Source organism: Streptomyces sp. 8N616, assembly GCF_052246385.1.
GTDB lineage: Bacteria > Actinomycetota > Actinomycetes > Streptomycetales > Streptomycetaceae > Streptomyces.
This window is the reverse complement of sequence record NZ_JBQQBY010000040.1, coordinates 1-25,807: the sequence shown is the minus strand read 5'-3', so window position 1 is coordinate 25,807 and position 25,807 is coordinate 1. Positions and strand designations below refer to the sequence as shown.

The 25,807-nt window shown below is 70.9% G+C and carries 24 protein-coding genes; 5 read left to right on the top strand and 19 right to left on the bottom strand.

What is annotated here, in order from left to right:
• Nucleotides 1-3: 3 nt before the first annotated feature.
• The 8 genes from ACTWQC_RS29325 to ACTWQC_RS29290 all read right to left on the bottom strand — a co-directional run bounded on the left by ACTWQC_RS29325 (nucleotide 4) and on the right by ACTWQC_RS29290 (nucleotide 7,713).
• On the bottom strand, nucleotides 4-888 hold the full coding sequence (locus tag ACTWQC_RS29325) for a DUF5936 domain-containing protein (RefSeq protein ID WP_443318855.1): 885 nt from the start codon (nucleotides 886-888) through the stop codon (nucleotides 4-6).
• Nucleotides 889-903: 15 nt separating this feature from the next.
• On the bottom strand, nucleotides 904-1,851 hold the full coding sequence (locus tag ACTWQC_RS29320; protein WP_443318854.1) for a type II secretion system F family protein: 948 nt from the start codon (nucleotides 1,849-1,851) through the stop codon (nucleotides 904-906).
• 6 nt (nucleotides 1,852-1,857) lie between these two features.
• A complete protein-coding gene (locus tag ACTWQC_RS29315; protein WP_443318853.1) occupies nucleotides 1,858-3,195 on the bottom strand; it encodes a CpaF family protein in 1,338 nt (445 codons plus the stop codon).
• Nucleotides 3,192-3,410 (bottom strand): hypothetical protein, encoded by a 219-nt coding sequence (locus tag ACTWQC_RS29310; RefSeq protein ID WP_443318852.1) that lies wholly within the window; start codon nucleotides 3,408-3,410, stop codon nucleotides 3,192-3,194. The genes ACTWQC_RS29315 and ACTWQC_RS29310 overlap by 4 nt, the downstream gene beginning before the upstream one ends.
• A 229-nt stretch (nucleotides 3,411-3,639) precedes the next feature.
• Nucleotides 3,640-3,969 carry a TadE/TadG family type IV pilus assembly protein gene (locus ACTWQC_RS29305; protein WP_443318851.1) on the bottom strand — a complete coding sequence of 110 codons (330 nt, stop codon included), beginning with the start codon at nucleotides 3,967-3,969 and terminating at the stop codon, nucleotides 3,640-3,642.
• Between the two features lie 402 nt (nucleotides 3,970-4,371).
• Entirely contained in the window at nucleotides 4,372-6,018 is a 1,647-nt protein-coding gene (locus tag ACTWQC_RS29300) for an AAA family ATPase (protein ID WP_443318850.1), read from the bottom strand.
• Nucleotides 6,015-6,734, bottom strand: a complete 720-nt coding sequence (gene cpaB / locus ACTWQC_RS29295; protein ID WP_443318849.1) for a Flp pilus assembly protein CpaB — start codon at nucleotides 6,732-6,734, stop codon at nucleotides 6,015-6,017. The genes ACTWQC_RS29300 and cpaB overlap by 4 nt, the downstream gene beginning before the upstream one ends.
• A 103-nt stretch (nucleotides 6,735-6,837) precedes the next feature.
• Entirely contained in the window at nucleotides 6,838-7,713 is an 876-nt protein-coding gene (locus ACTWQC_RS29290) for a hypothetical protein (RefSeq protein ID WP_443318848.1), read from the bottom strand.
• 261 nt (nucleotides 7,714-7,974) lie between these two features.
• On the opposite strand from ACTWQC_RS29290, the gene ACTWQC_RS29285 reads away from it, so the two are divergent.
• Nucleotides 7,975-9,681 (top strand): chitinase, encoded by a 1,707-nt coding sequence (locus tag ACTWQC_RS29285; protein ID WP_443318847.1) that lies wholly within the window; start codon nucleotides 7,975-7,977, stop codon nucleotides 9,679-9,681.
• Nucleotides 9,682-9,769: 88 nt separating this feature from the next.
• Here ACTWQC_RS29285 and ACTWQC_RS29280 read toward each other — a convergent pair whose 3' ends face one another.
• From ACTWQC_RS29280 to ACTWQC_RS29260, 5 genes are all read right to left on the bottom strand, one after another.
• Nucleotides 9,770-11,092, bottom strand: coding sequence for an Nramp family divalent metal transporter (locus ACTWQC_RS29280; protein WP_443318846.1), 1,323 nt, complete (start codon nucleotides 11,090-11,092; stop codon nucleotides 9,770-9,772).
• A 122-nt stretch (nucleotides 11,093-11,214) separates the two neighbouring features.
• Nucleotides 11,215-11,604, bottom strand: coding sequence for a VOC family protein (locus ACTWQC_RS29275; protein WP_443318845.1), 390 nt, complete (start codon nucleotides 11,602-11,604; stop codon nucleotides 11,215-11,217).
• A 122-nt stretch (nucleotides 11,605-11,726) separates the two neighbouring features.
• Nucleotides 11,727-12,242 carry a GNAT family N-acetyltransferase gene (locus ACTWQC_RS29270; RefSeq protein ID WP_443318844.1) on the bottom strand — a complete coding sequence of 172 codons (516 nt, stop codon included), beginning with the start codon at nucleotides 12,240-12,242 and terminating at the stop codon, nucleotides 11,727-11,729.
• Between the two features lie 187 nt (nucleotides 12,243-12,429).
• Nucleotides 12,430-12,660, bottom strand: a complete 231-nt coding sequence (locus tag ACTWQC_RS29265; RefSeq protein ID WP_443318907.1) for a hypothetical protein — start codon at nucleotides 12,658-12,660, stop codon at nucleotides 12,430-12,432.
• 88 nt (nucleotides 12,661-12,748) lie between these two features.
• Complete coding sequence (locus ACTWQC_RS29260) at nucleotides 12,749-13,252, bottom strand: hypothetical protein (protein WP_443318843.1); 504 nt, start codon at nucleotides 13,250-13,252, stop codon at nucleotides 12,749-12,751.
• 356 nt (nucleotides 13,253-13,608) lie between these two features.
• On the opposite strand from ACTWQC_RS29260, the gene ACTWQC_RS29255 reads away from it, so the two are divergent.
• Together ACTWQC_RS29255 and ACTWQC_RS29250 are read left to right on the top strand one after the other, a co-directional pair.
• Complete coding sequence (locus ACTWQC_RS29255) at nucleotides 13,609-14,616, top strand: chitinase (protein ID WP_443318900.1); 1,008 nt, start codon at nucleotides 13,609-13,611, stop codon at nucleotides 14,614-14,616.
• A gap of 209 nt (nucleotides 14,617-14,825) precedes the next feature.
• Entirely contained in the window at nucleotides 14,826-16,094 is a 1,269-nt protein-coding gene (locus tag ACTWQC_RS29250) for an APC family permease (protein ID WP_443318842.1), read from the top strand.
• Between the two features lie 16 nt (nucleotides 16,095-16,110).
• Here the strand turns inward: ACTWQC_RS29250 and ACTWQC_RS29245 are convergent, their stop codons facing one another.
• Both ACTWQC_RS29245 and ACTWQC_RS29240 read right to left on the bottom strand, forming a co-directional pair.
• Entirely contained in the window at nucleotides 16,111-17,097 is a 987-nt protein-coding gene (locus tag ACTWQC_RS29245) for a LysR family transcriptional regulator (RefSeq protein WP_443318841.1), read from the bottom strand.
• Nucleotides 17,098-17,199: 102 nt separating this feature from the next.
• On the bottom strand, nucleotides 17,200-18,054 hold the full coding sequence (locus ACTWQC_RS29240) for a trypsin-like serine peptidase (protein WP_443318840.1): 855 nt from the start codon (nucleotides 18,052-18,054) through the stop codon (nucleotides 17,200-17,202).
• Nucleotides 18,055-18,239: 185 nt separating this feature from the next.
• On the opposite strand from ACTWQC_RS29240, the gene ACTWQC_RS29235 reads away from it, so the two are divergent.
• Nucleotides 18,240-19,574: a M14 family metallopeptidase gene (locus tag ACTWQC_RS29235; RefSeq protein ID WP_443318839.1), complete on the top strand. Its 1,335-nt coding sequence runs from the start codon at nucleotides 18,240-18,242 to the stop codon at nucleotides 19,572-19,574.
• A 288-nt stretch (nucleotides 19,575-19,862) separates the two neighbouring features.
• Here the strand turns inward: ACTWQC_RS29235 and ACTWQC_RS29230 are convergent, their stop codons facing one another.
• The 4 genes from ACTWQC_RS29230 to ACTWQC_RS29215 form a co-directional block, all read right to left on the bottom strand.
• A complete protein-coding gene (locus ACTWQC_RS29230) occupies nucleotides 19,863-21,362 on the bottom strand; it encodes a GntP family permease (RefSeq protein WP_443318838.1) in 1,500 nt (499 codons plus the stop codon).
• A gap of 241 nt (nucleotides 21,363-21,603) precedes the next feature.
• Entirely contained in the window at nucleotides 21,604-22,017 is a 414-nt protein-coding gene (locus ACTWQC_RS29225) for a RidA family protein (RefSeq protein ID WP_443318837.1), read from the bottom strand.
• A gap of 75 nt (nucleotides 22,018-22,092) precedes the next feature.
• Nucleotides 22,093-22,839, bottom strand: coding sequence for an IclR family transcriptional regulator (locus ACTWQC_RS29220; RefSeq protein WP_443318836.1), 747 nt, complete (start codon nucleotides 22,837-22,839; stop codon nucleotides 22,093-22,095).
• The gene (locus tag ACTWQC_RS29215; RefSeq protein ID WP_443318899.1) at nucleotides 22,836-23,993 is read right to left on the bottom strand and encodes a sugar kinase; all 1,158 of its coding nucleotides are present in this window, start codon (nucleotides 23,991-23,993) and stop codon (nucleotides 22,836-22,838) included. Before ACTWQC_RS29215 ends, ACTWQC_RS29220 begins: the two co-directional genes overlap by 4 nt.
• A 270-nt stretch (nucleotides 23,994-24,263) precedes the next feature.
• Here ACTWQC_RS29215 and ACTWQC_RS29210 point away from each other — a divergent pair, with 270 nt between their 5' ends.
• Complete coding sequence (locus ACTWQC_RS29210; RefSeq protein ID WP_443318835.1) at nucleotides 24,264-25,547, top strand: alanine racemase; 1,284 nt, start codon at nucleotides 24,264-24,266, stop codon at nucleotides 25,545-25,547.
• Nucleotides 25,548-25,807: the final 260 nt, after the last annotated feature.

Genomic DNA, 25,807 nt, shown 5'->3' with positions numbered 1-25,807 from the left:
CCGTCAGCCCGCGATCGATCCGAAGTCCACATCGGCCCCGAAGACGAAACCGGCGACGAGCAGCAGCAGCGTGCCCGGGAGCATGAACGTGGTGATCGTGAGCGTCGCCTTGGGGATCGCGCGCGCCGCGCGCCGCCGGGCGTTCTGCGCGTCGGCCCGCCGCATGTCGTTCGCGATCTGGATGAGCGTGTCGACGATCGGCGCCCCGAGCTCCTCGCCCTGCTGCAGCGCGGTGACGAACATGGCGACCTGCTCGGAGTCGTTGCGCCTGCGCAGCCCCTCGAAGGCCTGACGGCGGCTCACGCCCATGTCCATCTGGCGCAGCGTGATGCGGACTTCGTCGGCCCACGGGCCCTCGTACCTCTCCGCGACCCGGTCCAGCGCCTGCCGGAAGCCGAGCCCTGCACTGACGACGACGGCGAGGACGTCGAGGAAGTCCGGGAGCGTCCGCTCGATGGCTGCCTTGCGCTGCTGGACCGCGGCCCAGATGCCGACTTCCACCCACAGGAAGCCGAAGGCGACGAGCAGCGCGGCGAGTACTGCCTGGCCGCGCAGGAGCAGGACGAAGGCACCGAAGAAGCCGAGGAAGCCGTAGACGGCGCGGCGGGCGGCGTAGCGGTCGATCGTCAGGCCTCCGGGGTTGCCCGCGAGGTCGATCCGGCGCCGGACCTTGCCGACCCGCTGGGGTCCCATCATGCGCAGCACCGCCGGGGCGTAGCGCATTCCCATACGGTCGATGAGCGAGCCCACCGCGCCGGTACGCGTCGCACCCACCTCGAGCGCCAGGGCCAGGTCGCCGGGGAGTTTGACGTCCCGCCGGTAGAGCGCGATGCCGCAGCAGGCGCCCGCGACGCTCAGGCCGACCACGAGGGCGAGCAGCAGTCCCATGTCGCCCCTCCCCTCTCAGACGTCGATCCGGGACAGGCGGCGGACCAGGAAGAAGCCCACCGCGTAAAGACCAATGGCGACGATCACGGCGGCCTGGCCGAGGAATGAGCCGGTCATGCGGTCCAGCGCGCCCGGCATCACGCGGTCGAGCAGCAGCAGCGCGCCGACTCCGATGGCGGGGACGGCGTACGCGGTGACGGTCACCTGGGACAGCTGCGTCCGGATCTCCCTCCGGGTCTCCTTGCGCTCCTCCAGCGTCCGCGTGAGATTCCGCAGCGACTCCACGACCGTCCCTCCGGCCCGGTTGGACAGCACGAGCGTCGTGACGAGGACGACGAGCTCGCGCGAGGGCAGCCGCTCGGCCAGCTCGCCGAGCGCCTCGTCGAGCGAGTGACCGAGGGCCAGCCGGTCGGCGACCCTGGCCAGTTCCGCTCCCGCCGGGTCCTCCAGTTCCTCGGCCGCCATGGCGAGGGCGGTACGGAGAGCGAGGCCGGCCTGGGTGGCGTTGGCCAGCACCCGGGAGATCTCCGGCAGTTGGTTGATGAACTTCTCGATCCGCTTGTTCCGCTGCCAGTTCAGGAACGCAAAGGACGCCCAGAGGCCGATGAGCGCGGCCACGGGCCCGAAGAACGCCGCGAGGAAGGAGCCCGCGATCAGCCACAGCGCGCTGATCCCGGCCGCCATCCAGACGACGAACTCGCCCGGGGTGAGGTCCAGTCCCGTCGCGGCCAGCCGCAGCTCGACGCGCCTGCCGAACCGCGTACCCCGCAGCCGCCGGTCCACCCCGGCGAACCGCCGCTGCCGCCCCGCCGCGGTCTGCCCGGCCGCGGTCAGCCGGTCGACCAGCGCCTGCCGCTGCGCCCGCCCCGAGGCGTACGCGAGCACGCCCGCGACCGCGAGCACCCCGCACAGCAGGGTCACGCCGAGCGTCAGCATGGGCAGGGAGACCGGAAGTTTGTCCATGGGCGGCTACTTCGCCTCTCTCGTGGCGAGCTGGTCGTCGGAGGCGGCGACGCCGAAGGCCTGCGGAACCGGCTCGCTCGCCAGGTGGAGCCGCTCCGCGATGCGGCGCGGCAGCGGGAAGTACGCGAAGCGGCCGTGCACGATCCGGTCCGGGCCCAGGGGCTGGGCGTCGAAGCGGCAGACGGTGGCGATCCGGAAGGTCTCGCGGCCGCGCGAGGAGAGGATGACGATCTCGCTGACCTTGCGGGTGCCGTCGGTGTGCCGGGTCAGCTGGACGATGCAGTCGACCGCGCTGTTGATCTGGTCCCGCAGAGCCTCGAAGGGGATCTTCACCTCGGACATGGAGCCCAGGGTCTGCAGCCGCATCAGGGCGTCCTCGGCGCTGTTGGCGTGCACGGTGGCGAGCGAGCCGTCGTGGCCTGTCGACATCGCCTGGAGCATGTCGAGCGTCTCGCCGCCGCGGACCTCGCCGACGATGATGCGGTCGGGGCGCATGCGCAGCGAGTTGCGGACCAGGTCGCGTACCGTGATCTGGCCCTTGCCCTCGACGTTCGGCGGCCGCGTCTCGAGCCGGATGACGTGGTTCTGCTGGAGCTGCAGCTCGGCCGCGTCCTCGACGGTGATGATGCGCTCGCCGTCGGGGATCAGCCCGGAGAGGGCGTTGAGGAGCGTGGTCTTCCCGGAGCCGGTCGCTCCGGACACGATCACGTTGAACTTCGCCCGCACCAGCCCGGCCAGGAGCATCAGCATGTGCTGGTCCAGGGTGCCGAGGCCGATCAGCTCCTGGAGCGTGTACGAGCGGGGAAAGCGCCGGATGGTGAGCGTGGCACCGGTCAGGGACAGCGGGGGGATGATGACGTTGACGCGCTCGCCGCTCGGCAGGCGGGCGTCGACCATCGGATTCGACTCGTCCACGCGGCGGTTGACGGTGGAGACGATCCGTTCGATGGTCTGCATCAGCTGCTCGTGGGAGGCGAACCGTACGGGCACCTGCTCGACCCGGCCGCCGCGCTCGACGAAGACCTGGTCGGGGCCGTTGACCATGATCTCGGTGATGGAGGCGTCCTCGAGGAGCGGTTCGAGCACGCCGAGGCCGAGGGCCTCGTCGACGACGCGCCGGATGAGCTGGGAGCGCTCGGCGGTGGAGAGGACCGGGCCCTCGCGGCTGATGATGTGGCCGAGAACGCGCTCGAGGCGGGCCCTGCGCTCGGCGGCCGCCAGCGCGGACATCTCGGCGAGGTCGATCTCCTCGAGCAGTTTGGCGCGGTAGACGGCGACGAGGTGACCGTCCTCGCGGGCCCCGCCGTTCTCCTCCGGAGCGGTGATGCGTGCCCGCAGGCTCATGGTGTACGCGCTCCTGTGTGGTGGCTGTCGGTGCGATGCCGCCGGGCTCGGCCCTGGTGGCTGCCCTCCATCGCGAGAGGCAGGGGCGCACCGCCCTGGTGGTCGCCCGCCGTCGCGAGGGTCGGGGGCACACCGCCCTGGTAGTTGCTCGCCGTCGCGAGGGTCGGGGGCACACCGCCCTGGTAGTTGCTCGCCGTCGCGAGGGTCGGGGGCACACCGCCCTGGTAGTTGCTCGCCGTCGCGAGGGTCGGGGCCGCGCCGGGGTATCTCCTCGGGCGGCGAACGTGCGGGTTGTCATTCGGCCTCCCGCCGGTGTCCGTTCTCCCCCAGCTACCGCTGGGAGGTGCCCCCAGCCCTGCGGGGACACCCCGCCACACCCCCTTCACGCCGTCCCCCGGACAATCTTTCCGCCGCAACCGTGAGCAACCACCGCAGCCCCTCCCATCAGTCGCGCGGCATGACGGCCGAGCGCTCGGCCGTACCGAAGTTGTCGATGCCCGGGATGACGGACGGGATCTCGACCCGTGCGGTGGCCGTGGCCTCGTCGGCGCCGCCGCCCACCGCGATGTCCGCCCGGTCGGCCAGCCACCCGCTCATCGCCGCCAGTCCCGCCGTCGCCCCATCCGTGCCGGACTCCTCGTAGGACTCGGTACGAGCGGCGGCACGCGCCCCCGTCCCCGCCTGCGAGACGGCGTACGCGGCGACACCCAACTGGATCGCGGCCAGACCGAGGAGCAACAGGATGGGCAGGAAGCCGACGAACTCCAGTGCCACCTGGCCGAGTTCGCATGTCCGCGACCTCGGCAGCCTGCCGAAGGACTGCCCGGTCCGGATGAGCCCCGGACTCCCGCCAACGGCGGGAAGGGGGTGTGGCGGGGTGTCCCCGCAGGGCTGGGGGCACCTCCCAGTGGTAGCTGGGGGAGAACGGACACCGGCGGGAGGCCGCATGACAACCCGCACGTTCGCCGCCCGAGGAGATACCCCGGCGCGGCCCCGACCCACGACGCACGGGCCGGCGCCCACGACACACGCCGCAGACGCCCCGCAAGCCGCGCCCACGTCCTCCGGGTCCGCGCCCACGACGCAAGCCGCGCATGCCGGGCACACCGCGCACACCGCGCCGACGGCGCACCGCGCGCCGTCGGCGCACCGCACCCGTAAGCCCCCAGCCATGGGTCACCCCTCCTCCGCCGCTCCGGCCTCGCCCGTGATCGTGACGGGAAAGTCCACCGTTCCCGGAAAGAGCACCGGAACTTTCAGCCCGACCTCGGCTTTCCACAGGCCGGGCTCCGGGAAACAGTTGATCTCGGGGCCGCTGTCCTTCCACGCCCGCGGGAGTTCCTTTGTCGCCACCTCCTCGCAGGGGCCGGGGCTGCCCGCCGCGGTCGCGGCGCGCGCCGCCTCGTCGGCCGCGTTCCCGGCGAGCGCGTACGTGTAGCCGAGCAGCGCGCACTGCCACAGCAGGACCAGGACGAGCAGGATGACCGGCACCATCCCCAGGAACTCCACCGCGACCTGCCCGCTGTCGCCGCCCGCGCGCCGCCGCCCGAGCCCGAACGCCCCCCGGTCGCTGCGGAACTTCACGGCCTTCCCGGCCTTCCCGGGCCTCCCGCCCCGCCCCGCGCGGTGCCCCCGCGCCCCGTCCCCCTCCGCGCCGCCCAGCAGACCGAGCTCCCCGGCCAGCCCCCACAGCGCCTGCTTCACCGCGCTCCGGCTGTCCAAATCCTGCATCCGGCCCGCATCCACCGCGGTCTGAAGCTCCTTGAAGTTCGCGGGGACGGCGGCCCGCGCCACCCGCGTACCGGTGATCTTCTCGACCAGCGGCGGCTGGATCTCCGTATGCCGCGTGTGCCGGTTGACGACGGTCACCGTCTCCTCCGCCTTGCGGATCTGGAGCCGGTCCCACAGCCGTACGAGACGCTTGGCCGCCCGTACGGCGACCACGTCCGGTGTCGTGACCAGCAGGGCCGTGTCGGCCATCTCGACGGCCACCGCGTTCGCGCCGTTCATCTGGCTGCCGCAGTCGACGACCACGACCTCGAAGCGGGTGCGCAGGGCGCTGACGATCTGGCGGGCCGCGCGGTCGGAGACGTCCTCGCCGCGCTCGCCCTCGGCCGGGGCCAGCAGCAGCCCGAGCCCGGTGGGGTGGCTGAAGAGCGCGTCCTGAAGGACCCGGGGCGAGATGTCGCTGATGGCGGCCAGGTCCGCGATCGAGCGGCGGAACTGGACGTCCAGGTACGAGGCCACGTCGCCGCTCTGGAGGTCCATGTCGACGAGGGCGACGGTCCGCCCCGACGCCCGGGCGGCGAGGGCGAGTTGCACGGCGGTGACCGTCGCACCGACACCGCCCTTGGCTCCGGCGACGGCGACGACCGTGCCGCCGGGCCCGGTGAACAGGTCCGCGCCGGCGCCCAGGTGGCGCCGCACGCCCGCGGACCACTGCGCGGCGCCCTGGACGCGGGCCGCCAGCTCCTCGTACGACAGCGGCAGCGCGATGAGGCCGCGCGCGCCGGAGTCCATGACCGCCGAGAAGAGACCGGCGCTGGTGTCGGCCGTGACGAGCACGACGCCGACCGCCGGGAAGCGCAGGGCCACTTCCCTGATCAGCTCGAGCGCGGGGACCGGGCCGATGCGCTCGTGGACGAGGACCACCTCGGGCAGCTCCTCGAGCGACTCGGCCGCGAGCCGGGCGAGGGTGTCGAGGAGGGAGGTGGAATCGGCGACCGGAGGCGAAGGTTCGGCGTCGGGGAGCTGGCTGAGCAGCGTGGTGATGGAGCGGGCGGCGTCCGGGTCACCGGCGGCGGTGAGGATTCTGGTCGTCATCCTTTGCCCCCCTTGTCCCCGTCCAGGGTGTACGTGCGGTCGGCGGGCGGGACGGCGGAGCCGCCGCCGGGGGCGACCAGGGCGAGGCGGACGTGTGAGGCGAACGACTCGGCGTACGCGACGCGCTGGGCGTCGAGGGTGCCGAGTCCGAAGGTGATCGGCACGGCCTCGGTGGTGCCGCGCCTGCGCTCGTCCTGGTCCGGGTCGAGGGGGGTGAGGCGGCCGACGTCGATCACCTTGGCGCCGGAGACGATCACCTTCGACTGCGGCTTGCCGCCCGCGTTCTCGGCGTCGAAGGTGGCGTAGATGTTGACGGTGCTGCCGGGGCGGATCTTGCCGGCCACGCCCGTCGCGGCGTCGATCATGATGGCGATCTCCTGCTCGCCCTGCTCGAGCGCCGGCCGGTCGACGACCATGTCGCTCTGCAGCAGCGAACCCTTGCGGAGCGGAGTGACGGCGATCTTGCCGCCGATGCCGCGGAGGTCGGTGACCGCGGTCTCGGGGAGCCAGCGCTCCGGTATCCGCACCTTCCTGAACTGGCCCTCGGTGAGCTCCTCGTACGGCTGCACATCCGCAGCGAGCTCGTACGCCGTCGTCTCGGGCCCCACCTTCGACTGCACGTCGCTGATCACCGAGAGCACCCCGGCGAACGCGCCGAGGGCGCAGAGGACGGACAGCAGGATGAGGATGACGCCGCGGCGCTGGCGTGAATTCATTGACGGGCAACCTCGTTCAGGGACGTATCCGAAAGTGGACGGACAGTGAGCGATGAGCGGGGCGGTGCGCCGGCCCGGGGGCCTGCGGACGGTCAATGGGCAGTCAATGGGGTCCTGCGGTCAGCGCGAGGGGTGCTGAGGACGAGGGCGGGGCGAGGGGCGCGGAGCAGAAGGCACAGCGGTCGCCGATGAGTTCGAGCCCGCACCAGCGGCAGTCGTCCCGCCGGACCGAGGCGACGACCTGGTAGAGCACGGAGATGTCCGGGATGGCGGCGGCGAACTCGACGAGCCTGCCGGTGCCCCACCAGCCGGCCGAGTCCCGCGGCAGGGGCACCTCCCGGACGCCCTGCACCCGCCAGTCTCGGGCGAGCGTGCCCATGACCCAGTCGGACTGCAGTCTGCCCTTCGCCACGAGCAGCCGGGTGGCGAACCCGGGCCCGGCCAGGCCGCTGTGCTCCGCACCGGCCGCCCCTGGTCTGGTCATCTGCGGGGCGGGGTTGGCCAGTACGCCGAACTGGGTGCCCGGCACCCAGGACGTGGCGTGGGAGGCCAGGCTCACCGGGATCCGGTCGAGCCGGGACACGGAGCCGAGCAGTGCACCCGCGTAGACATAGTGCGAGAGCAGCCGGGCGGCCGAGGCGAGCACGCCGGGGCTGAAGTCGCAGACGGAGAGCTGGCGGAGCTGGAGGGCGAGCGCGGCGACGGCGAGCGGCGGCAGGTCGAGCCGGAGCAGGGCGATGCGGTCGCTCTCCAGGACGGACCGGACGGTGTGGAGCCGGTGGTGGACGTCCCGCTGCGCGTCTCCGGCGGGATAGAGCACGATCGCGTAGCCATGCCGTTCGAGCAGCCGGTGGGTCTCCGCGAGCGCGGCCTCCAGAGTCCTGGCCTGCGGGGGCGGGATCACGGCGGCGGTCGGCGTCTGCGGGTCGAGGGACGGAAGCACGAGGTCCGGGCTGGTGACTGCGATGGCGATGGGCACGTCGGTCTCCCCGTTTCACTCCGGTCGCCGGGTGGTCGGCGGCCGCAGATCGACACTGCGCTGTGCTCCTGCACCAGCACTGTATCCACCAGTCGAGAGGGAGAGAACAGTTCACCGGTATCGGTGGATTCCGAGTCCGGGAAGGCCGGTTACCAGAGGTCTTGACAACCGTATTGGTCTGGACCAACTTGTACGCCCATACGGTGGCCACCGTCACAACAGCTCCTCCATCACCCCAACTCCCCTCACCTGGAGGCAGTAGTGGCTCGAGAAGTACGCAGCAGATGGAGACGGCGGGCGGCCACGGCACTCGCCGCCGCGGCGGCGGCCGTCCTCGCGGGCACCGGTCTCGGACTGTCCGGGGCCACCGCCCGGGCCGCCGAGCCGAACCTCGTCAAGAACCCCGGCTTCGAGTCCGGGCTCGGCGACTGGACCTGCTCGGGCGCGAGCGGGACGACGGCGAGCAGCCCCGTCCACAGCGGCTCGGCCGCCCTCAAGGCCACGCCGAGCAGCTCCGACAACGCCAAGTGCTCACAGACCGTCGCCGTCAAGCCCGGCTCCGACTACACGCTGAGCGCGTGGGTGCAGGGGTCGTACGTCTACCTCGGGGCGAACGGCACCGGCACGACGGACGTGTCCACCTGGACGCCCTCCGCCTCCTCCTGGCAGCAACTGCGCACGAGCTTCCGGACCGGGGCCTCGACCACCTCGGTCACGATCTACACGCACGGCTGGTACGCCCAGCCCGCGTACCACGCCGACGACATCAGCCTGACCGGTCCCGGCGGCGACCCCGGCGAGCCCAGCCCCGTGCCGTCCACGCCCGGCGGGCTCAAGGTCAGCGGCACCACGTCCTCGTCCGTCTCGCTCTCCTGGACCGCGGTCAGCGGGGCGACCGGCTACAACGTCTACCGCGACGGGACCAAGGTGCAGGCCGTGAGCGGCGCTTCGGCGACCGTGAGCGGACTCTCGCCCTCCACCTCGTACCAGTTCCAGGTCACCGCGACGAACGCCTCGGGCGAGTCGGCCAAGTCGGCGGCCGTGACGGGGACGACGGCACCTGGGGGCGGCGGAGGCGGCGGGACCGTCCCGAAGCACGCCGTGACCGGCTACTTCCAGAACTTCAACAACGGCGCGACGGTGCAGAAGATCCGGGATGTCCAAAGCCAGTACGACATCATCGCGGTCGCCTTCGCCGACGCGACCGGAACGCCGGGGGCCGTGGACTTCACCCTCGACCCGGCGCTCGGCTACTCGAGCGAGCAGGAGTTCAAGAACGACATCGCCGCCAAGCAGGCCGCGGGCAAGTCCGTCATCATCTCGGTCGGCGGCGAGCGCGGCACGGTCTCCGTCAACGACTCCGCCTCGGCCGCCAACTTCGCGGGCAGCGTCTACGCGCTGATGCAGGAGTACGGCTTCGACGGCGTCGACATCGACCTCGAGAACGGCCTCAACTCCACCTACATGACCCAGGCCCTGCGCTCCCTGTCCGGGAAGGCGGGCAGCGACCTCGTCATCACGATGGCCCCGCAGACGATCGACATGCAGTCGACGTCGAACGAGTACTTCAAGACGGCGCTCAACATCAAGGACATCCTGACCGTCGTCAACATGCAGTACTACAACAGCGGTTCCATGCTCGGCTGCGACGGCAAGGTCTACAGCCAGGGCTCGGTCGACTTCCTCACCGCCCTCGCCTGCATCCAGCTCGAAGGCGGCCTCGCCCCGGGCCAGGTGGGTCTCGGCCTGCCCGCCTCGACCCGCGGCGCGGGCAGCGGCTACGTCGACCCGTCCATCGTCAGGAACGCCCTGGACTGCCTCGCCCGGGGCACCAACTGCGGCTCCTTCAAACCCGCCCGCACCTACCCGTCGCTGCGCGGCGCGATGACCTGGTCCACGAACTGGGACGCGCTGAACGGCAACGCCTGGTCGAACGCGGTCGGGCCGCACGTCTACGGCCTGCCGTAGGGCCGTAGTCCACGGCCTGCCGTAGGGCGGGGCCGTCCCCTGACCGGCAGCGCCGCCGCTCCCGCGGCGGCGGCGCTGTCTCTCAGCGCTACCAGGGCAGTTCGCGCACCTGCTGCACGCACAGCACGATGAACAGCAGCCCGGCCGCCGCCAGCATCACGTTGCTGACGATGCCGTTGCGCCACTCGCGCGGCGTACGGCCCGAGTTCAGCAGCCAGATGAGCGTGAGCGCGAGGAAGGGCATGAAGAAGGCCCCGAGCACGCCGTACGCGATGACCAGCCCGAACGGCTGGTCCAGGAAGAGGAGCGCGATCGGCGGGAAGGTGAGCCAGAGGAGGTACGCCCGGAAGGGCAGCGACTTCTCGGCCTCACCGGACGCGACCTCCTCGACGGTGTCCTCTGGGCCCTCTCCCTTGCGCCCCTTCCGGTACCACTCCACGAAGTCCGCGAACATCAGGCTCACCCCGTGCCAGACGCCGATCAGCGAGGAGAACGAGGTGGCGAAGAAGCCCACCAGGAACAGCTTCGCCGTGCTCGCGCCGAACCGCTGCTCCAGCACATCGCCCAGGTCGAGCAGCCCCTTGTCGCCCGAGGCCAGCGCAATGTCGGCGGAGTGCAGCAGCTCTGCGCCGACGATCAGCATCGCGATGACGAAGATGCCGGTCGTGACGTACGCGACGCGGTTGTCGAGCCGCATGACCTTCATCCAGCCGCTGTTGGTCCAGCCCTTGGCGTTGACCCAGTAGCCGTACGCGGCCATGGTGATCGTCCCGCCGACACCGCCGACCAGACCGAGCGTGTAGAGCAGCGACCCGTCCGGCAGCACAGGCGCGAGCCCCGCGAACGCCGCTCCGGCATCGGGCCCGACCCGCGCAGCCACGTACACGACCACTACGAACATCACGCCCACCAGCACCGTCATGACCTTCTCGAAGACGGCGTACTGGTTGAACCACACGAAGACCAGGCCGACCAGGCCGGTGATGATCGCCCACGTCTTGAGCCCGAGGAAGTCGGGGAAGAGCGCGACGATGGGCAGGGCGCTGGACGACATCGCCGTGGCCCCGTAGACGAAGCCCCATACGACCACGTAGACCGCGAAGTAGCCGGTGGTCCACGAACCGAGGCTGCGCCAGCCGTCGAACAGCGTGCGCCCGGTGGCCAGATGCCAGCGGCCTGCGGCCTCGGCGAGCGAGATCTTCACGAGGCAGCCGATGACTGCGGCCCACATGAGGGTGTACCCGAACTTGCTCCCCGCGATCAGCGTCGCGACGAGGTCCCCGGCCCCGACGCCGGTGGCGGCGACGACGATCCCGGGCCCGATGTAGCGCCAACTCGACTTCCGCGGCCCTTGCCCTTGCCCTTGCGCTTCGGTGACTTCGCCGGCGCCGCTCTCACTGGTCCTGGCCATGCCCTGCCTCCGCACTCGTCCCCGATCCGACCCGCGGATTGAACCGCCGGGCACCGCGCGGCACAAGAGGCCGCACCGCGTCATACGAGGTGCCTGGCGGGATGTCGCACCAGGTGCACCCGTCAGGCGTCCTGCGGATACCAGCGCAACTCGACGGTGTTGCCGTCCGGGTCACGTACGTAGAGGGACTGCGCCACACCCCTGGCGCCGAAGCGCCCGCCCGGACCGTCCACGACCGTGAACTCGCCCGAGTCGACGACCTGTTGCCAGTCGAGGGGCTCGACGACCAGACAGATGTGATCGACATTGGAGCCGGTGGGGGCGTCCTGCGGTCTCGGTACGAGATCGATGATGGTCGTCGGGCTCACCCGGACCGACGGGAACGGCGCCTTGCCTGCCCGCCACTCGTCGACGCGTACAGGCTCCAGGCCGAGCGGGCCGCAGTAGAAGGCGAGGGAACGGTCGATGTCGGCGACCCTGAGGACGAGATGGTCGAAGTCGATCACGCGCATGTTTCCTCCACAGGAATGGTGAACGGCCTGGCCGGCCCACCATTGTCGCCGTACGGCGACGAGGCCTCCCTCTCGGCACGCTGGGCGGGGGCGCGTGGCCCCCCGGCACAGGGGTTGGGCTGCTAGATCCCGAAGGGTGCTGCGTAGCGGACGGTGCCGCTCGGCAGCGGGTGGGCCTGGTCCAGGGTGAGGGCCATCATGGCTTCGTCCGGGACGTCGATGGTCAGGCCGATGCCGTGGGTGGAGGCGCGGGTGAAGCCGAAGCGCGGGTAGTACGTCGGGTGCCCAAGGACGGTGACGTAGTACTCCCCCCTGTCCCTCGCCTCGGTGAGGGCGGCGCGGATGGCGGCCGAGCCGGCGCCGCTCTTCTGGTACTCGGGCCATACGGCGACGGGGGCCAGGCACAGGGCCGGGGTGTCGTCGATGTGGCAGCGGGTCAGCAGTGCGTGGCCGATGAGCTTGCCGTCCTCGTCCGCGGAGACGATAGACAGGCCGTCGATCCAGGACGAGTCGACCCGCAGGGCGTCGACGAGGTCGGCCTCCAGCTGAGTCTCGAACGCGGCGAGGTTGATGTCGCGGATGGTGGGGATGTCGGCACCGGTCTCGGCGCGGGTGATCCAGTTATTGCGTGTACGCATGACGGGATGCAGATCCGTTTTCATGGTGAGGTTCGTATGGGCTTCACCTCGCGAGCTCACGCTCTCAGCGAGGCAGGGATGACTGAGTCAGACCGTCGCCCGGGACGTGAGGGCGGTCCGGGCGCTGCGCTGCGCAGTGGTTTTGAGCGCGTTCATCAGCCCCATCTCCCTTTCATCCTCAACTAGATCAGTACGAACCCGCACAACGTAGCACGCAGGTTTCGATGGATCCTTCGAATTGCCAGACAGCCCAGAGGAAGATGCCCGCTAAGCAGGAGTCCGGCCCGGCAGGTGGTGACGGCCGCCGCCACCGGGGCTTGCTGAAGTCGCGGATCAACTGCTGCTGCGGAACCGAGCTGCCCTCACGCAACCACGACATGCGGGCGCGGGCCTCGGTCAGCATCTTGTCCAGCCGCACCGCTGTCCTGCACAGGCTCGAGGCCAGCCTCGGCGCTCCCTTGGCGAACGCCGAATCTCCCGGCGGCGATTCGGCTTCCCCTGCCCCGCTACGCGGGAAACCGGATTCCTCCCCGGCCTGAAGGCCCGGGGCGCCCTCCGGCGATCAGGTGAAGGAAACCGCCTGCCGTCTCAATCTCGCGCGCGATCTCGCCGTACTCCTGCGGTACGGGCGAGATCATTGAGCGCCACGCCGTAAGCACCGCGCCGGCTTCACCGCTCTTGATGCGGTCGATAGCCTGCCTCAGCCCCTCGCGGCCGTCTGGCGGCAATAACCCCGCGCGGTCCTCGATCAGGCCCGTGATCTCCCACCCGAACGCCTCGGCGTACTCGGTGCACTCCTTGCGAGCCGTCCCGATGTCCGCGTTGGGGGCGCCGCACAGGTAGATCACACAGCGGAACCGCTCGATCTTCGCGGCCTCGGCCGGTACGTCGGCCTCGCCCGGCGAGATGCCTGCTGCCGCGTCCGCGAGTGCCTGACGCCGCCTGAGGTCGCCCTCGGTTCGACGGATCGCAGTTGGCCCCTGCCTCTGCCCGCTCTCGATGCTGACCATGCATCAATCGTGGCCGCGCTGCTGAGTCAGATCGGAGCCCCGTAGGTGCTTGATGCGCTTGCCGTTTGTCAGGTCGGCCCAGTTGCTCACGATCACCTCGGTGGATGGCTCGGGCTCAGTGGCTGCACTTCGATGGTAGGCCCCGCCACCGATGCGCTCAGGGTGAACGGAACAGCCTGCTGAACAACGATGCGCCGGTTCACCGCGTAATACCGCGTCAGGGGTTGACAAGAGCATTGGTCTGGACCACGTTGTACGGCAACAGCGCAGGGGCCCCAGCGTTCACCCACGTATCACTCCCCCAACTCCCCCCCCCCACACCGGAGGAAGTCGTGGAACGCGCACGCACACACCGGATGCCCAAGAAGAGGTCGCGGCTGGTCGGCGGGCTCGCCGCGGTCGCGATCGCGGCAGGCGGGCTGATCGGCCTCGGGACCGCCAACGCGTCCGAGGAGGCGGCCGAGACCGCCGCCGGAACGGCCGCCGTCCCCAAGCACGCCGTCACGGGCTACTGGCAGAACTTCAACAACGGCGCCACCGTCCAGAAGCTGAAGGACGTCCAGGACGAGTACGACATCATCGCGGTCGCCTTCGCCGACGCGACCGGTACCCCCGGCCAGGTCGACTTCAAACTCGACCCGGCAGTCGGCTACGGCTCCGAGGACGAGTTCAAGGCCGATATCGCCTCCAAGCAGGACGCGGGCAAGTCCGTCATCATCTCCGTCGGCGGCGAGAAGGGCGCGGTCTCCGTCAACGACTCCACCTCCGCCGACAACTTCGCCAACTCCATCTCCGGCCTGATGGACGAGTACGGCTTCAACGGCGTCGACATCGACCTCGAGAACGGCCTCAACTCCACCTACATGACACAGGCGCTGAAGGCCGTCCACGCCAAGCACAGCGACGTCGTCGTGACCATGGCCCCGCAGACCATCGACATGCAGTCGCCCGACCGCGAGTACTTCAAGACGGCGCTGGCCATCAAGGACTTCCTCACCGTCGTCAACATGCAGTACTACAACAGCGGTTCCATGAACGGCTGCGACGGCAAGGTCTACAGCCAGGGCTCGGTCGACTTCCTCACCGCCCTCGCCTGTATCCAGCTGGAGAACGGCCTCGACCCGTCCCAGGTCGGCATCGGCGTCCCGGCCTCCACCAGCGGCGCGGGCAGCGGATACGTCGAGCCGAGCGTCGTCAACGCCGCCCTCGACTGTCTCGCCAAGGGCAGCGGCTGCGGCAGCTTCAAGCCGGACAAGACCTACCCCGGCATCCGGGGCGCGATGACCTGGTCCACGAACTGGGACGCCAGCAACGGCAGCAACTGGTCCAAGACGGTCGGCCCGCACGTCCACGGCCTCCCGTAACCGAGCACCCGGCCCAACCAGGGGATCTACCGGACCCACCCCCCACGCAGGGCCGTCGCCGTCACCGCACGGCGGCGGCCCGCCCGCCGGATGCGGCCCCTGTCCCTGTCCCCTGTCCCCTGTCCCCTGTCCCCTGTTCCCTGTTCCCTGTCGCCTGTCGCCGCACTGCGGCGGTCGACCGTCACCCGCACCCGGTAGCGTCTGCCCCCGTGAACAGCACACCCGCGGAAGCCTCCGAGCTGCGACGGCGGCTCGGTCTCACCGATGCCGTCGTCATCGGCCTCGGCTCGATGGTCGGCGCCGGGATCTTCGCCGCGCTCGCCCCCGCCGCCGGGGCGGCCGGTTCCGGGCTGCTGCCCGCGCTCGCGGTCGCCGCCGCCGTCGCGTACTGCAACGCCACGTCCTCCGCGCGGCTCGCCGCCCGCTACCCGGCGTCCGGCGGCACGTACGTCTACGGGCGCGAGCGGCTCGGCGAGCTGTGGGGGTATCTCGCGGGCTGGGCGTTCGTGGTCGGCAAGACGGCCTCGTGCGCGGCGATGGCGCTGACCGTGGGCGCGTACGTGTGGCCGGGGCAGGCGCACGCGGTGGCGGTCGCCGCCGTGGTCGCCCTGACGGCCGTCAACTACGCGGGCGTGCAGAAGGCCGCCTGGCTCACCCGCGTGATCGTCGCCGTCGTGCTGGCGGTGCTCGCCGCGGTCGTCACGGTGTGCCTCACCGGCGGGACGGCGCAGGCCGCGCGGCTCGAACTCGGCGCCGACGCCACGGCCGGCGGGGTCCTCCAGGCCGCGGGCCTGCTGTTCTTCGCCTTCGCCGGGTACGCACGCATCGCCACGCTCGGCGAGGAGGTTCGCGACCCGGCACGCACCATTCCGCGCGCGATCGCGGTCGCGCTGGGCATCGCCCTGGTGGTGTACGCGGGCGTGGCCGCGGCCGTGCTCGGCGTGCTGGGCCCGCAGAGCCTGGCGGAGGCGAGCGCGCCGCTCGCCGACGCCGTACGGGCCGCGGGCGTGCCGGAACTGACTCCTGTCGTACGGGCCGGTGCCGCAGTCGCGGCGCTCGGCTCGCTGCTCGCGCTGATCCTCGGGGTCTCGCGCACGACGCTCGCGATGGCCCGGGACCGGCACCTGCCGTACGCCCTGTCGGCGGTCCACCCGCGCTTCGGCGTCCCGCACCGGGCGGAGCTGGCCGTGGGGGCGGTCGTCGCCGTGGTCGCCGCGACCGCCGACGTACGCGGAGCGATCGGCTTCTCGTCCTTCGGGGTGCTCCTGTACTACGCGATCGCGAACGCCTCGGCCTGGACGCTGACCCGGGAGGAGGGACGACCTCCGCGCGCCGTACCGGCCGCGGGGCTGTGCGGCTGCGTGCTCCTGGCATGCACGCTTCCGCTGTCGTCGGTCGTCGCGGGGGCGGCGGTGCTGGCAGCGGGAGCGGCCCTCTACGGCCTGCGCCGGCTCCGGTTCCCCTGGCCGCTCGACTAGGCCGACCGGGCCCCGCTCACCTTCCTGGAACGGCGACGGTGACGCCCCGCCGGCGCAACACCGTCCGTACCGCCTGGCGCAGCGCCGCCACGAAGGGCTTGTCGCGGTTCTTCGGCAGCCACGCCAGGGCCGTCGTCCACGGGGGCAGGCCGGAGACGTCGACGTACGAGACGCCGGGGCGCGGGTACAGCCGGCGCGCGCTGTCCGGCGGGAACTCGATCCCCTCGCCCAGGGCGATGACCGACAGCGCGCTCTCGTAGTCCGTCACCGCGTGGGGGCTGTAGCGCACCGGGCTGCCGTCCGGGCGCGGGTCGGCCGACCAGAAGTCCCGCCACACCTTGGGAATCCTCGGGGACCAGCCGATGAACGTCCGGTCCGACAACTGATCCAGGGTCAGCGGTCCCCGGGAGGCGAGAGGATCGTGGGCGGCCATCACGGCACACCGCGGACCGCTGTCCAGGGTCTGGACCTGGATCCCCTCCGGCACCGGCAGGAAGACGAACGAGGCGTCGACCTCTCCCTGGAGGAGCGCGTCCGCGAAGTCGGCGAAGCCCGTCCTGAGGACCTGGATGTCCATGTGCGGGCAGCGGGAACGCAGTTGCTCCAGCACCTCCGGTATCGGGGGCATCGCGGTCACGGCCTCCAGGGAGCCGATCACCACGCACCCGGACACCGCGTGCGCCTCTTGCTCGGCGGTCTGCCGCAGCCGGTCGGCGGCCTCCACCATCGCGCGCGCCTCGGGTAACAGGGCCCGGCCGGAGGCCGTGAGAGCCACCCGGCGGGTCGTACGGTCCACCAACTCGAGGCCCAGGCGGCGCTCCAGGGACCGGATCTGCTGGCTGAACGCGGGCTGCGTCATGAACACCCGCTTCGCGGCCCGCCCGAAGTGCAGCTCGTCCACCAGCGCCAGAAACAGCCGCAGCTGGTGCGCACTGGGATCCGCCTGCCCGTACGGCCCGCCGTACTCCCCCGGTCCCGATCCCGGTTCCTTCGCACCCGCCATCCCCGGCAGCGTACCAATCAGCGATCACCGCCCGACGGGACCGGCTTGTGCCCTGTGGACCACGGTGTGGTCCACAGGGCGGTTGACAGCCTGATGTGCCGACTACTGCTGCGGCTTGGGCAGTTCACATTCCGGAAGGCCGAGGTCGACCTTGTTGCCGACGCCGATGCACTTGGTTATCCCGTACGTCTGCTGGGCGTAGTTGATGCCCTGCCGCACGGTCACCTTCCCGTTCTCGTCCACCTCACAGGGGTTGTTGACCGTGCACTCGCCGCCGTCCTCGTTGCCCGTGTTGTTCACGGCGACGACCTTGCCGCTCGCGGTGTCGACGACGGGCGAGCCGGACGTGCCACCGATGGTGTCGCAGGCGGGGGTGTAGCGGACCGAGTCCTTCCAGGTCCAGTCGCCCTCGCGCAGCCGGTAGGCGAAGCCGTCGATCTCGCAGCTGTAGATGCGCTTCCAGTAGCCGGAGACCACGCTGATCGCGGTGCCCTGCTGCGGGTGGTCCGCCGAGAGCTCCAGGGCCCGGATCCCGTAGGAGGACTCGATCTCCGCGTAGGTGGTGTCCAGTTCGTAGAGTGAGACGTCCGTGTCGGTCATCGTCGCGTAGGAGATCTTGGTGGCGCGGAGGGTGGCGACCTCCGAGCCCTCCCCGTCGAGGAGTTCGAAGGTGCGGTTGGACGGCTTGTCGACGACGACCTCTCCGGCGCCGGGCATGCCGCTCTCCAGACAGTGGCCGTTCGACATCACGAGGGCCGGATCCTGGGCGTCGGAGCCGGGCGTACGCACCACCGAGCCCGAGCAGTTGCTGAGTGCCACCGTTCCTGCGAAGTCGACGGCCTGGACCTTCTGTTGCGGCTTCGCGGGCTTCTCGGGCGCGGTCGTCGCCGCTCCTGCCGGAGCCGCGCCGACGGCCAGAACCAGGGCCGTGAGCGCACCGACGAGAGGCTTGTTCATGTGGGGGGTCCTCTCCGTATACCGAACAACTTTCGGCTATGTCATGCGCATTGTGGACGCAACAGCTCATCAGAACAACCGCGCGTGCTCTTGACCGCTCCATGTCAGATCTCGAACATGAACCCGAACACCCGCACCAGCCAGTCGCCTTGAGCACCCCCCACACTGGACACCCAGGAGACTCCATGCGACTTCCCATACGCGGCAGAAAGGGCACCGCCCTCGCCGCGCTCCTCACGCTCGCCCTGGCCGCGCCCATCACGGCCCAGGCCGATGACCCATCCCCCTCCCAAGCGGCTTCGGCCGCCCACGAGAACCTGCGGCAGTACGAGATCCACGGCCCCGCCACCCCCGCACAGCGCACCGCGCTCGCCAGGACCGGCGTCAGCATCGACGAGGCGGACGAGCACTCCGTCGTCGTCACCGCCGACACCGCACAGGCGAAGAAGCTGCGCAGGCTCGGCTACCGGCTGCATGCGCTGCCCGCGCCCCCGGACCGTACGAACGGCCTGGCGGCCAAGCCGTTCGACTTCCCGTCCGGGGACTCCGGTTACCACAACTACGCCGAGGCCATGGCGGACATCAACGACAAGGTCGCCAAGTACCCCGACATCATGAGCAAGAAGGTCATCGGCAAGTCCCACGAGGGCCGTGACATCGTCGCCGTCAAGATCAGCGACAACGTCGGCACGGACGAGGACGAGCCCGAAGTGCTCTTCACCCACCATCAGCACGCGCGCGAACACCTCACCGTCGAGATGGCGCTGTATCTGCTGCGCGAGTTCGGCGAGGACTACGGGAACGACTCCCGGATCACGAACGCCGTCAACGGCAGGGAGATCTGGATCATCCCGGACCTGAACCCGGACGGCGGCGAGTACGACATCGCCACCGGCTCGTACCGCAGCTGGCGCAAGAACCGGCAGCCCAACTCCGGCTCCTCGCAGGTCGGCACGGACGAGAACCGCAACTGGGACTACAAGTGGGGCTGCTGCGGCGGCTCCTCCGGCAGCCCGGGCTCGGAGACCTACCGCGGTGCGTCCGCGGAGTCCTCGCCCGAGGTGAAGGTGGTCTCGGACTTCGTCCGCGGCCGGGTCGTCGGCGGCAAGCAGCAGATCAAGGCCGCGATCGACTTCCACACGTACAGCGAGCTGGTGCTCTGGCCGTTCGGCTGGACCTACGACGACACCGCGCCCGGCCTCACACAGGACGACCACGACGCGTTCGCGGCCGTCGGCAAGAGCATGGCCGACAGCAACGGCTACACGCCCGAGCAGTCGAGCGACCTCTACATCACGGACGGCACGATCGACGACTGGCTGTGGGGCGACCAGAAGATCTTCGCCTACACCTTCGAGATGTACCCGTCGGACAGCGGGAGCGGCGGCTTCTACCCGCCCGACGAGGTGATCGGCCGCGAGACGGAGCGCAACCGGGACGCGGTGCTCCAGCTGCTGGAGAACGCGGACTGCATGTACCGCTCCATAGGCAAGGAGGAGCAGTACTGCAGCAGCGGCTGACTTCAGCAGGTCGCCCTCCGGCCTCCGCCGGAGGGCGCCGGCGCCGACGCCTCAGCCAACGCCTCAGTTCACGGTCTGGGCCGTTGAAGACCTCGACCGGGCACTTGGCTCGGCCCGAGCGTGCGATCCGGGCGTCGCTCGTGATCAGCGGCACCTCGAAGCCCTCGGCCAGGACGACGTATCAGCAGAATGCTGGCAAGCGCCGCCCCGACCGTCGTCACGCGCAGCGCCCCCGGACCGCAATCGCCGGTCCGGGGGCGCTCATTGGGCTGCGTACGAGATACGCCGCTAAACGACCAGGCTGAGCGCGGCCGCGACCGCGAAGCCCGCCACCGACAGGACCGTCTCCAGCACCGTCCACGACTTCAGCGTGTCCCGCACGGAGATCCCGAAGTACTTCGCCACGATCCAGAACCCGCCGTCGTTGACGTGCGAGGCGAAGATCGAACCCGCCGAGATGGCCATGATGATCAGGGCCAGGAAGGCCTGCGAGTGGTGGCCGCCCTCGACCAGGGGCAGGACGATGCCCGCCGTGGTGACGATGGCAACGGTCGCGGAGCCCTGGGCCACGCGCAGGACGACCGAGATCAGCCAGGCCAGCACGATGACCGGGAGGCCGACGTCGTTGAAGGTGTCGGAGAGGGCCTGGGCGACGCCGCTGCCCTTGAGGACCGCGCCGAAGACCCCGCCGGCCCCGACGACCAGCAGGATGTTGCCGACCGGCTTGAGCGAGGACGTGGACACCCTCTCCAGGGACTTGCGCGACCAGCCGCGCCTGATGCCCAGCAGGTAGTACGCGAGGAGCAGCGCCAGGGTCAGCGCCACGAACGGGTTGCCGAAGAACTCGATGACGCTGCGCACCGTGCTCGGGTCCAGCGCGATGGAGGAGAAGGTCGCGGCGAGGATCAGCACCAGCGGGGTGCCGATGATCAGCAGGACCGTGCTCAGCGGGACGGGGGCTTCGCTCCTGGCCTCCGGCATGGGGGCTCCCAGCGACCTGCGGCCCGCCGCGGCCTGCTCGGCGGCCACGGCCGCCTTGGCCTCCTCCGCGGCCTCGACCATGTCCTGCGGTACGGCGACGAAGAGACGCTTGCCGATCCACGACGCGTACACCCAGGCCGCGAGCACCGAAGGGATGCCGACGAGGATGCCCATGAGGATGACCCAGCCGAGGTCGACCTTGAGCAGTCCCGCGGCGGCCACGGGCCCGGGGTGCGGCGGCAGGAAGGCGTGGGTCATCGACAGGCCGGCGAGCAGCGGCATGCAGTACAGCAGGATCGATTTGCCGCTGCGCTTGGCGGCCGCGTACACGATCGGCGCGAGCACGAAGATGCCGACGTCGAAGAAGACCGGGATACCGAAGATCAGGCCGGTCAGGCCCATCGCGAGCGGGGCGCGCTTCTCGCCGAAGAGGTTCAGCAGGCGGGAGGACAGGACCTCGGCCCCGCCCGAGACTTCGAGGATCGCGCCGAGCATGGTGCCGAGCCCGATGATGATCGCGACATGGCCGAGGATGCCGCCCATGCCGGTCTCGATGAGGGATACGGCGTCGGACTTCTGGACGGTGCCGAAGAGTTCGGTGACGGAGAGCCCGGCGCCCAGGCCGACGGCTATGGAGACGGCGAGCAGCGCGACGAAGGGCTGCAGCCGGACCTTGATGATGAGGATGAGGAGCAGCGCGATGCCGAGGGCCGCGACGGTCAGCAGACCGCCGGTGCCGGGTATCAGCGCGAGCAGGCCACCGGTGTGAGGTGGTGGCGGGGGCGTGGGTGGGGCGGCGAGCGGCATAGGGGGACTCCGGTTTCTGGCAAGGGGTTTCCAGGCAGGGCGGATCGCGGCACGGCGCCGGTGGGGGAAGGGCGCCGTGCCGTGGGGGGTGGGCGGTACGGCGGTGGGTGCGGTGAGCGGTGAGTGCGGGCGAGCGGTGGGCGGCCCCGGGCAACGCCGGTCGCCGCGGGAGGTTGGCGGCGGGCGGTAGGCGGCGGGCGGTAGGCGGTAGGCGGTAGGCGGTAGGCGGTAGGCGGCGGCCTCAGCCGAGGACGGCGAGCGCGTCGATCTCGACGAGCAGCCCCGCGGGCAGGCCGACGTACACGGTGGTGCGGGCGGCCGGGACTTCCTTCAGGTTGGCGAAGAACTCGTTGTAGAGGGCGTTGAATTCGACGTAGTGGGCCGTGTCGGTGAGGTAGACGCGGATCATCACCACGTCCTCCCAGCTCGCGCCGCCCTCCACGAGGACGGCCTCCACATTGCGCAGGGTCTGCTGCGTCTGCTCGCGCAGGCCGGGGCCGACGGGGGCGGGTGTCACGCCGGGCCCCGCGGGGCCGAAGCCGACCTGTCCCGCGACCTGAAGGATGTTGCCCTTCCTGACGCCGTGCGAGAACTTGGCCGGCGGGGTGGTGTGGGTGGCCGGGGTGATCGCGGTCTTCTGAAGCTTGTCGCTCATGAGGCTGCTTCCTTCAGGGGGGCTCACACGGTCCTACGGGGTCTTACGGGCTCTAGCTGGTCTTACGGGGTGGTGTTAGGGGGTCTTGCCGGAGTACTCGCGGCTGATGGCGTCAGCGGTACGGCGCACCAGCGGGCGCAGTTTGAGCAGTTCGTCGCCGGTGACGACGACGTTCGGGGCGGAGACGGAGCACGCGGCGACGACCCGCCCGTCCGCACCGCGGATGGGAGCCCCCACGCAGTTGATGGACTCCTCGTGGCCGCCGAGGTCGGTGGCCCAGCCCTGTTCGCGTACGGCGGCCAGCTCCTTCAGGAAGGCGGTGGCGTTCGGCGTCGAACGGGCCGTGTACATGGGGTAGTCGAGCTTCTCGGCGAGCGCACGCCGCTCCGGCTCCGGCAGGTCGGCGAGCAGCAGCTTCGCGACCGCGGCGACGGTTATCGCGACGGGCTTGCCGATCCGGGAGTACATGCGGACCGGGTACCGGCTCTCGACCTTGTCGATGTAGAGGACCTCGTTCTCCTCGTACACGGCGAGGTGGACGGTGTGCCCGCACTTCTCGTTGAGCTCCACGAGGTGGGGGTGGGCGATCTCGCGGATGTCGAGGTTCTCCACGGCTTCCTGTGCGAGCGCGAAGAGGCGCGCCCCGAGCCGGTAGCGCTGGTCCTGCTGGCGGTAGACGATGCCGTGCTCGTGCAGGGTGCGCAGCAGGCGCAGCGCGGTCGACTTGTGGACGCCGAGGCGCTGCGCCACCTGCTCCAGGTTGGCGGGCCCCTCCGCCAGCAGCGGCAGGATGCTCAGCGCCCGATCGACGGTCTGACTCATGACGTACGTACCTCCACCCGTTCGGTGCCCGCCCCGTCGCCGGCCGGGTCGCCGTTCGTATCGCCGGCCGTGTCGCCGGTCGTGTCGCCGGTCGTCCAGCCGGGGCCGAGACGCAGTGTCTCCCACTGCGCGGGGTCGAGGGCGGCCAGGCGGTCGGCGTGGCTCCGGGCGGGCGGCACGCCGAGGTCGCCGGGGACGGTGAGGGCCGCGGCTGCCATGAGGTGGCCGTGGCGGAGCCGGGCCGCCGTGGGCAGGCCGCGCAGCGTGCCGGAGAGGAAGCCGGCGGCGAAGGCATCGCCCGCGCCGACGTGGGCGACGACGTCGACGTCCAGGGCCGGTTCGAAGGTGATGGTGTCGGTGCCGTCCGCCTGGCGGGCGTACGCGGTGGCGCCGTGGCCGCCCTCCTTGACGACGAGGATCTCGGGCTCGGGGAGCGCGTCCCGTACGGCTTCCGGGCCGCGCAGGTTCCAGGCGGCCTCGGCCTCGTCCTCGCCGACGAAGACGATGTCGCTGCCGCGGGCCAGGTCGAGGAGGACGGCGGAGCCCGCGCTCTCTCCCCGGTCCCGCCCCTGGACCTCTCCCTGGTCCCGCCAGAGGCCGACGCGGTAGTTGACGTCGAAGGAGACGAGGGGGCGGGCGGGGATACGGGTGGTGAGCATCCGTGTGAGCTCGAGGCAGCTGTCGGAGAGGGCCGCGGTGATCCCGGTGACATGGAGGATGCGGGTGCTCCACAGGGCGCGGCCGTCCATGAGCCCGGGCGACATCACGGAGGCGGCGGACCCGGCCCGGTAGTAGACGACCTCGGCGTGTTCGCGGCGCGGGTCCGTACCGCCCGAAGCGGAGTCCGCGGCGCCGTCCGTGGTGCCGTCCGTGGTGCCGTCCGTCGTGGTCGCGCGCTCGCCGGCGGTGCGGAAGTAGATGCCAGTGGGACGGTGCGGGTCGCGCCGGACGGCCGAGGTGTCGACGCCGTGTGCGGCGATCGCCGCCACCAGATGCTCACCGAATCCGTCGGCCCCGACCCGGCTGACCCAGCGCGTGGCGTGCCCGGCGCGGGCGAGGCAGCAGGCGACGTTCGACTCCGCTCCGCCGATTCCGCGTTCGAAGGCGGGAACGTCGGCGAGGCGGCCCGGTCGCGAGGGCACGAAAGTGACCATGGACTCACCCAGGCAGACGACGTCGGCGTTCGGCTGTGCGGTCACGGTCCTCGGCACTCCTTGCGGCTGTCATCGGCTCTGATCGGCGGCTCAGCGCGTTCTCAGCGCGTTCTCAGCGGCTTCTCAGCGGGCTCTCAGCGGTTCGCAGGGGGCTCTCGCCGGTGGCGTCGCCCACCATTGACCCGGTGGTTGCGTGGATGTTAGACAGCAGCCAGCGACATACGCAATGGTAGTTGCATATATTGCAACGCCCGTCCCGGAGGAGGCTCGATGGCCGCCGACAGCGCCGCAGGACGACTCTCACGTGAACGGATCGACCACCGCTTCAAGGCGCTTCCGCCCGACGCGGAAGGGCTCACCGTCGGCGAGCTCGCCGCCGAGCGCCGCAACCTCTTCACCGGTGGCTTCACCACCCCGGTGCTCGCCCTGTCGGCCGAGGCCGTGGAGCACAACCTCGCCCTGATGGAGCGTTACGCGGCGGCGCACGGGCTCGCCTTCGCGCCGCACGGCAAGACCTCCATGTCCCCGCAGCTGTTCGAGCGCCAACTCGCGCGCGGCGCCTGGGGCATCACGGCCGCGGTGCCGCACCAGGTCCGCGTCTACCGCGCCTTCGGCATCCAGCGGATCTTCCTCGCCAACGAGCTGGTCGACGCGGCCGCGCTGCACTGGCTCGCCTCCGAGCTCGACGCCGACCCGGAGTTCCACTTCATCTGTTACGTGGATTCGGTTCGCGGGGTCGCGCTGATGGACGAGGCGCTGCGGGAGCGCGGGGGGCGGCGGCCGGTGGACGTGGTGGTCGAGCTGGGCGCGGGGGCGGGAGCGCGTACGGGCGCCCGTACGGAGGCCGACTGCGCCGCGGTCGCCGACGCGGTCGCGGGCGTCCCGACACTGCGCCTCGTCGGCGTGGCGGGCTACGAGGGCGAAGTCCCGCAGGCGGACGGCGAACGCGTACGGGCCTGGCTGCGCCGCCTGGTCGCGCTCGCCGCCGACTTCGACAAGGCGGGGCGCTTCGGCGCGGACGTCGGCGAGATCGTGCTGAGCGCGGGCGGCAGCGCGTGGTTCGACGCGGTGGCGGACGTCTTCGCGGCAGTCCCGGAACTCTCCCGCCCCGTCCTCAAGCTCCTGCGCTCCGGCGCCTACGTCTCCCACGACGACGGCCACTACCGCCATCTCACGCCCTTCAACCGGGTGCCGGAGGAGGGAGCGCTGCGGCCCGCATTCCGACTCTGGGCCCAGGTCGTCTCCCGCCCCGAACCGGGCCAGGCCTTCCTGAACGCGGGCAAGCGGGACGCGGCCTACGACCTGGACCTCCCGGAGCCGCAACTCGTCCGCTCCGCCCGCGACGGCGCGATCCGCCCCGCGACGGGCATCACGGTCTCGGCGCTCTCCGACCAGCACACGTGGCTGAAGGTCGCGAACGACGCGGACCTGGAGGTCGGCGACTGGGTAGGCCTCGGCCTCTCCCACCCCTGCACGTCCTTCGACAAGTGGCAACTGATCCCCCTGACCACAACCGAAGCCACGGTCACGGACTTCATCCGCACCTTCTTCTAATCCACCCCCGCCCCGGCCCCGGGGCGCCCTCGGACTCGGGGCGCGCACCGGTCAGCGCGGACTCCGGCCGAACCGGGAAGCCCGCCCCACCCGACCCGGACTCCGCCCACGGGGCCCTGGAGAGCCGCGGCCCCACTACAACGCCCCGGCCCGCCCCCCGGGGGCGGAATCACCTCCGGTCCCCCAAGGATCGGTCCAGCCCGGCGAGGTTCCGGAGCACAGCCCCCAGGGGTGTCGGGGCGCAGCCCCCACATAAAGGG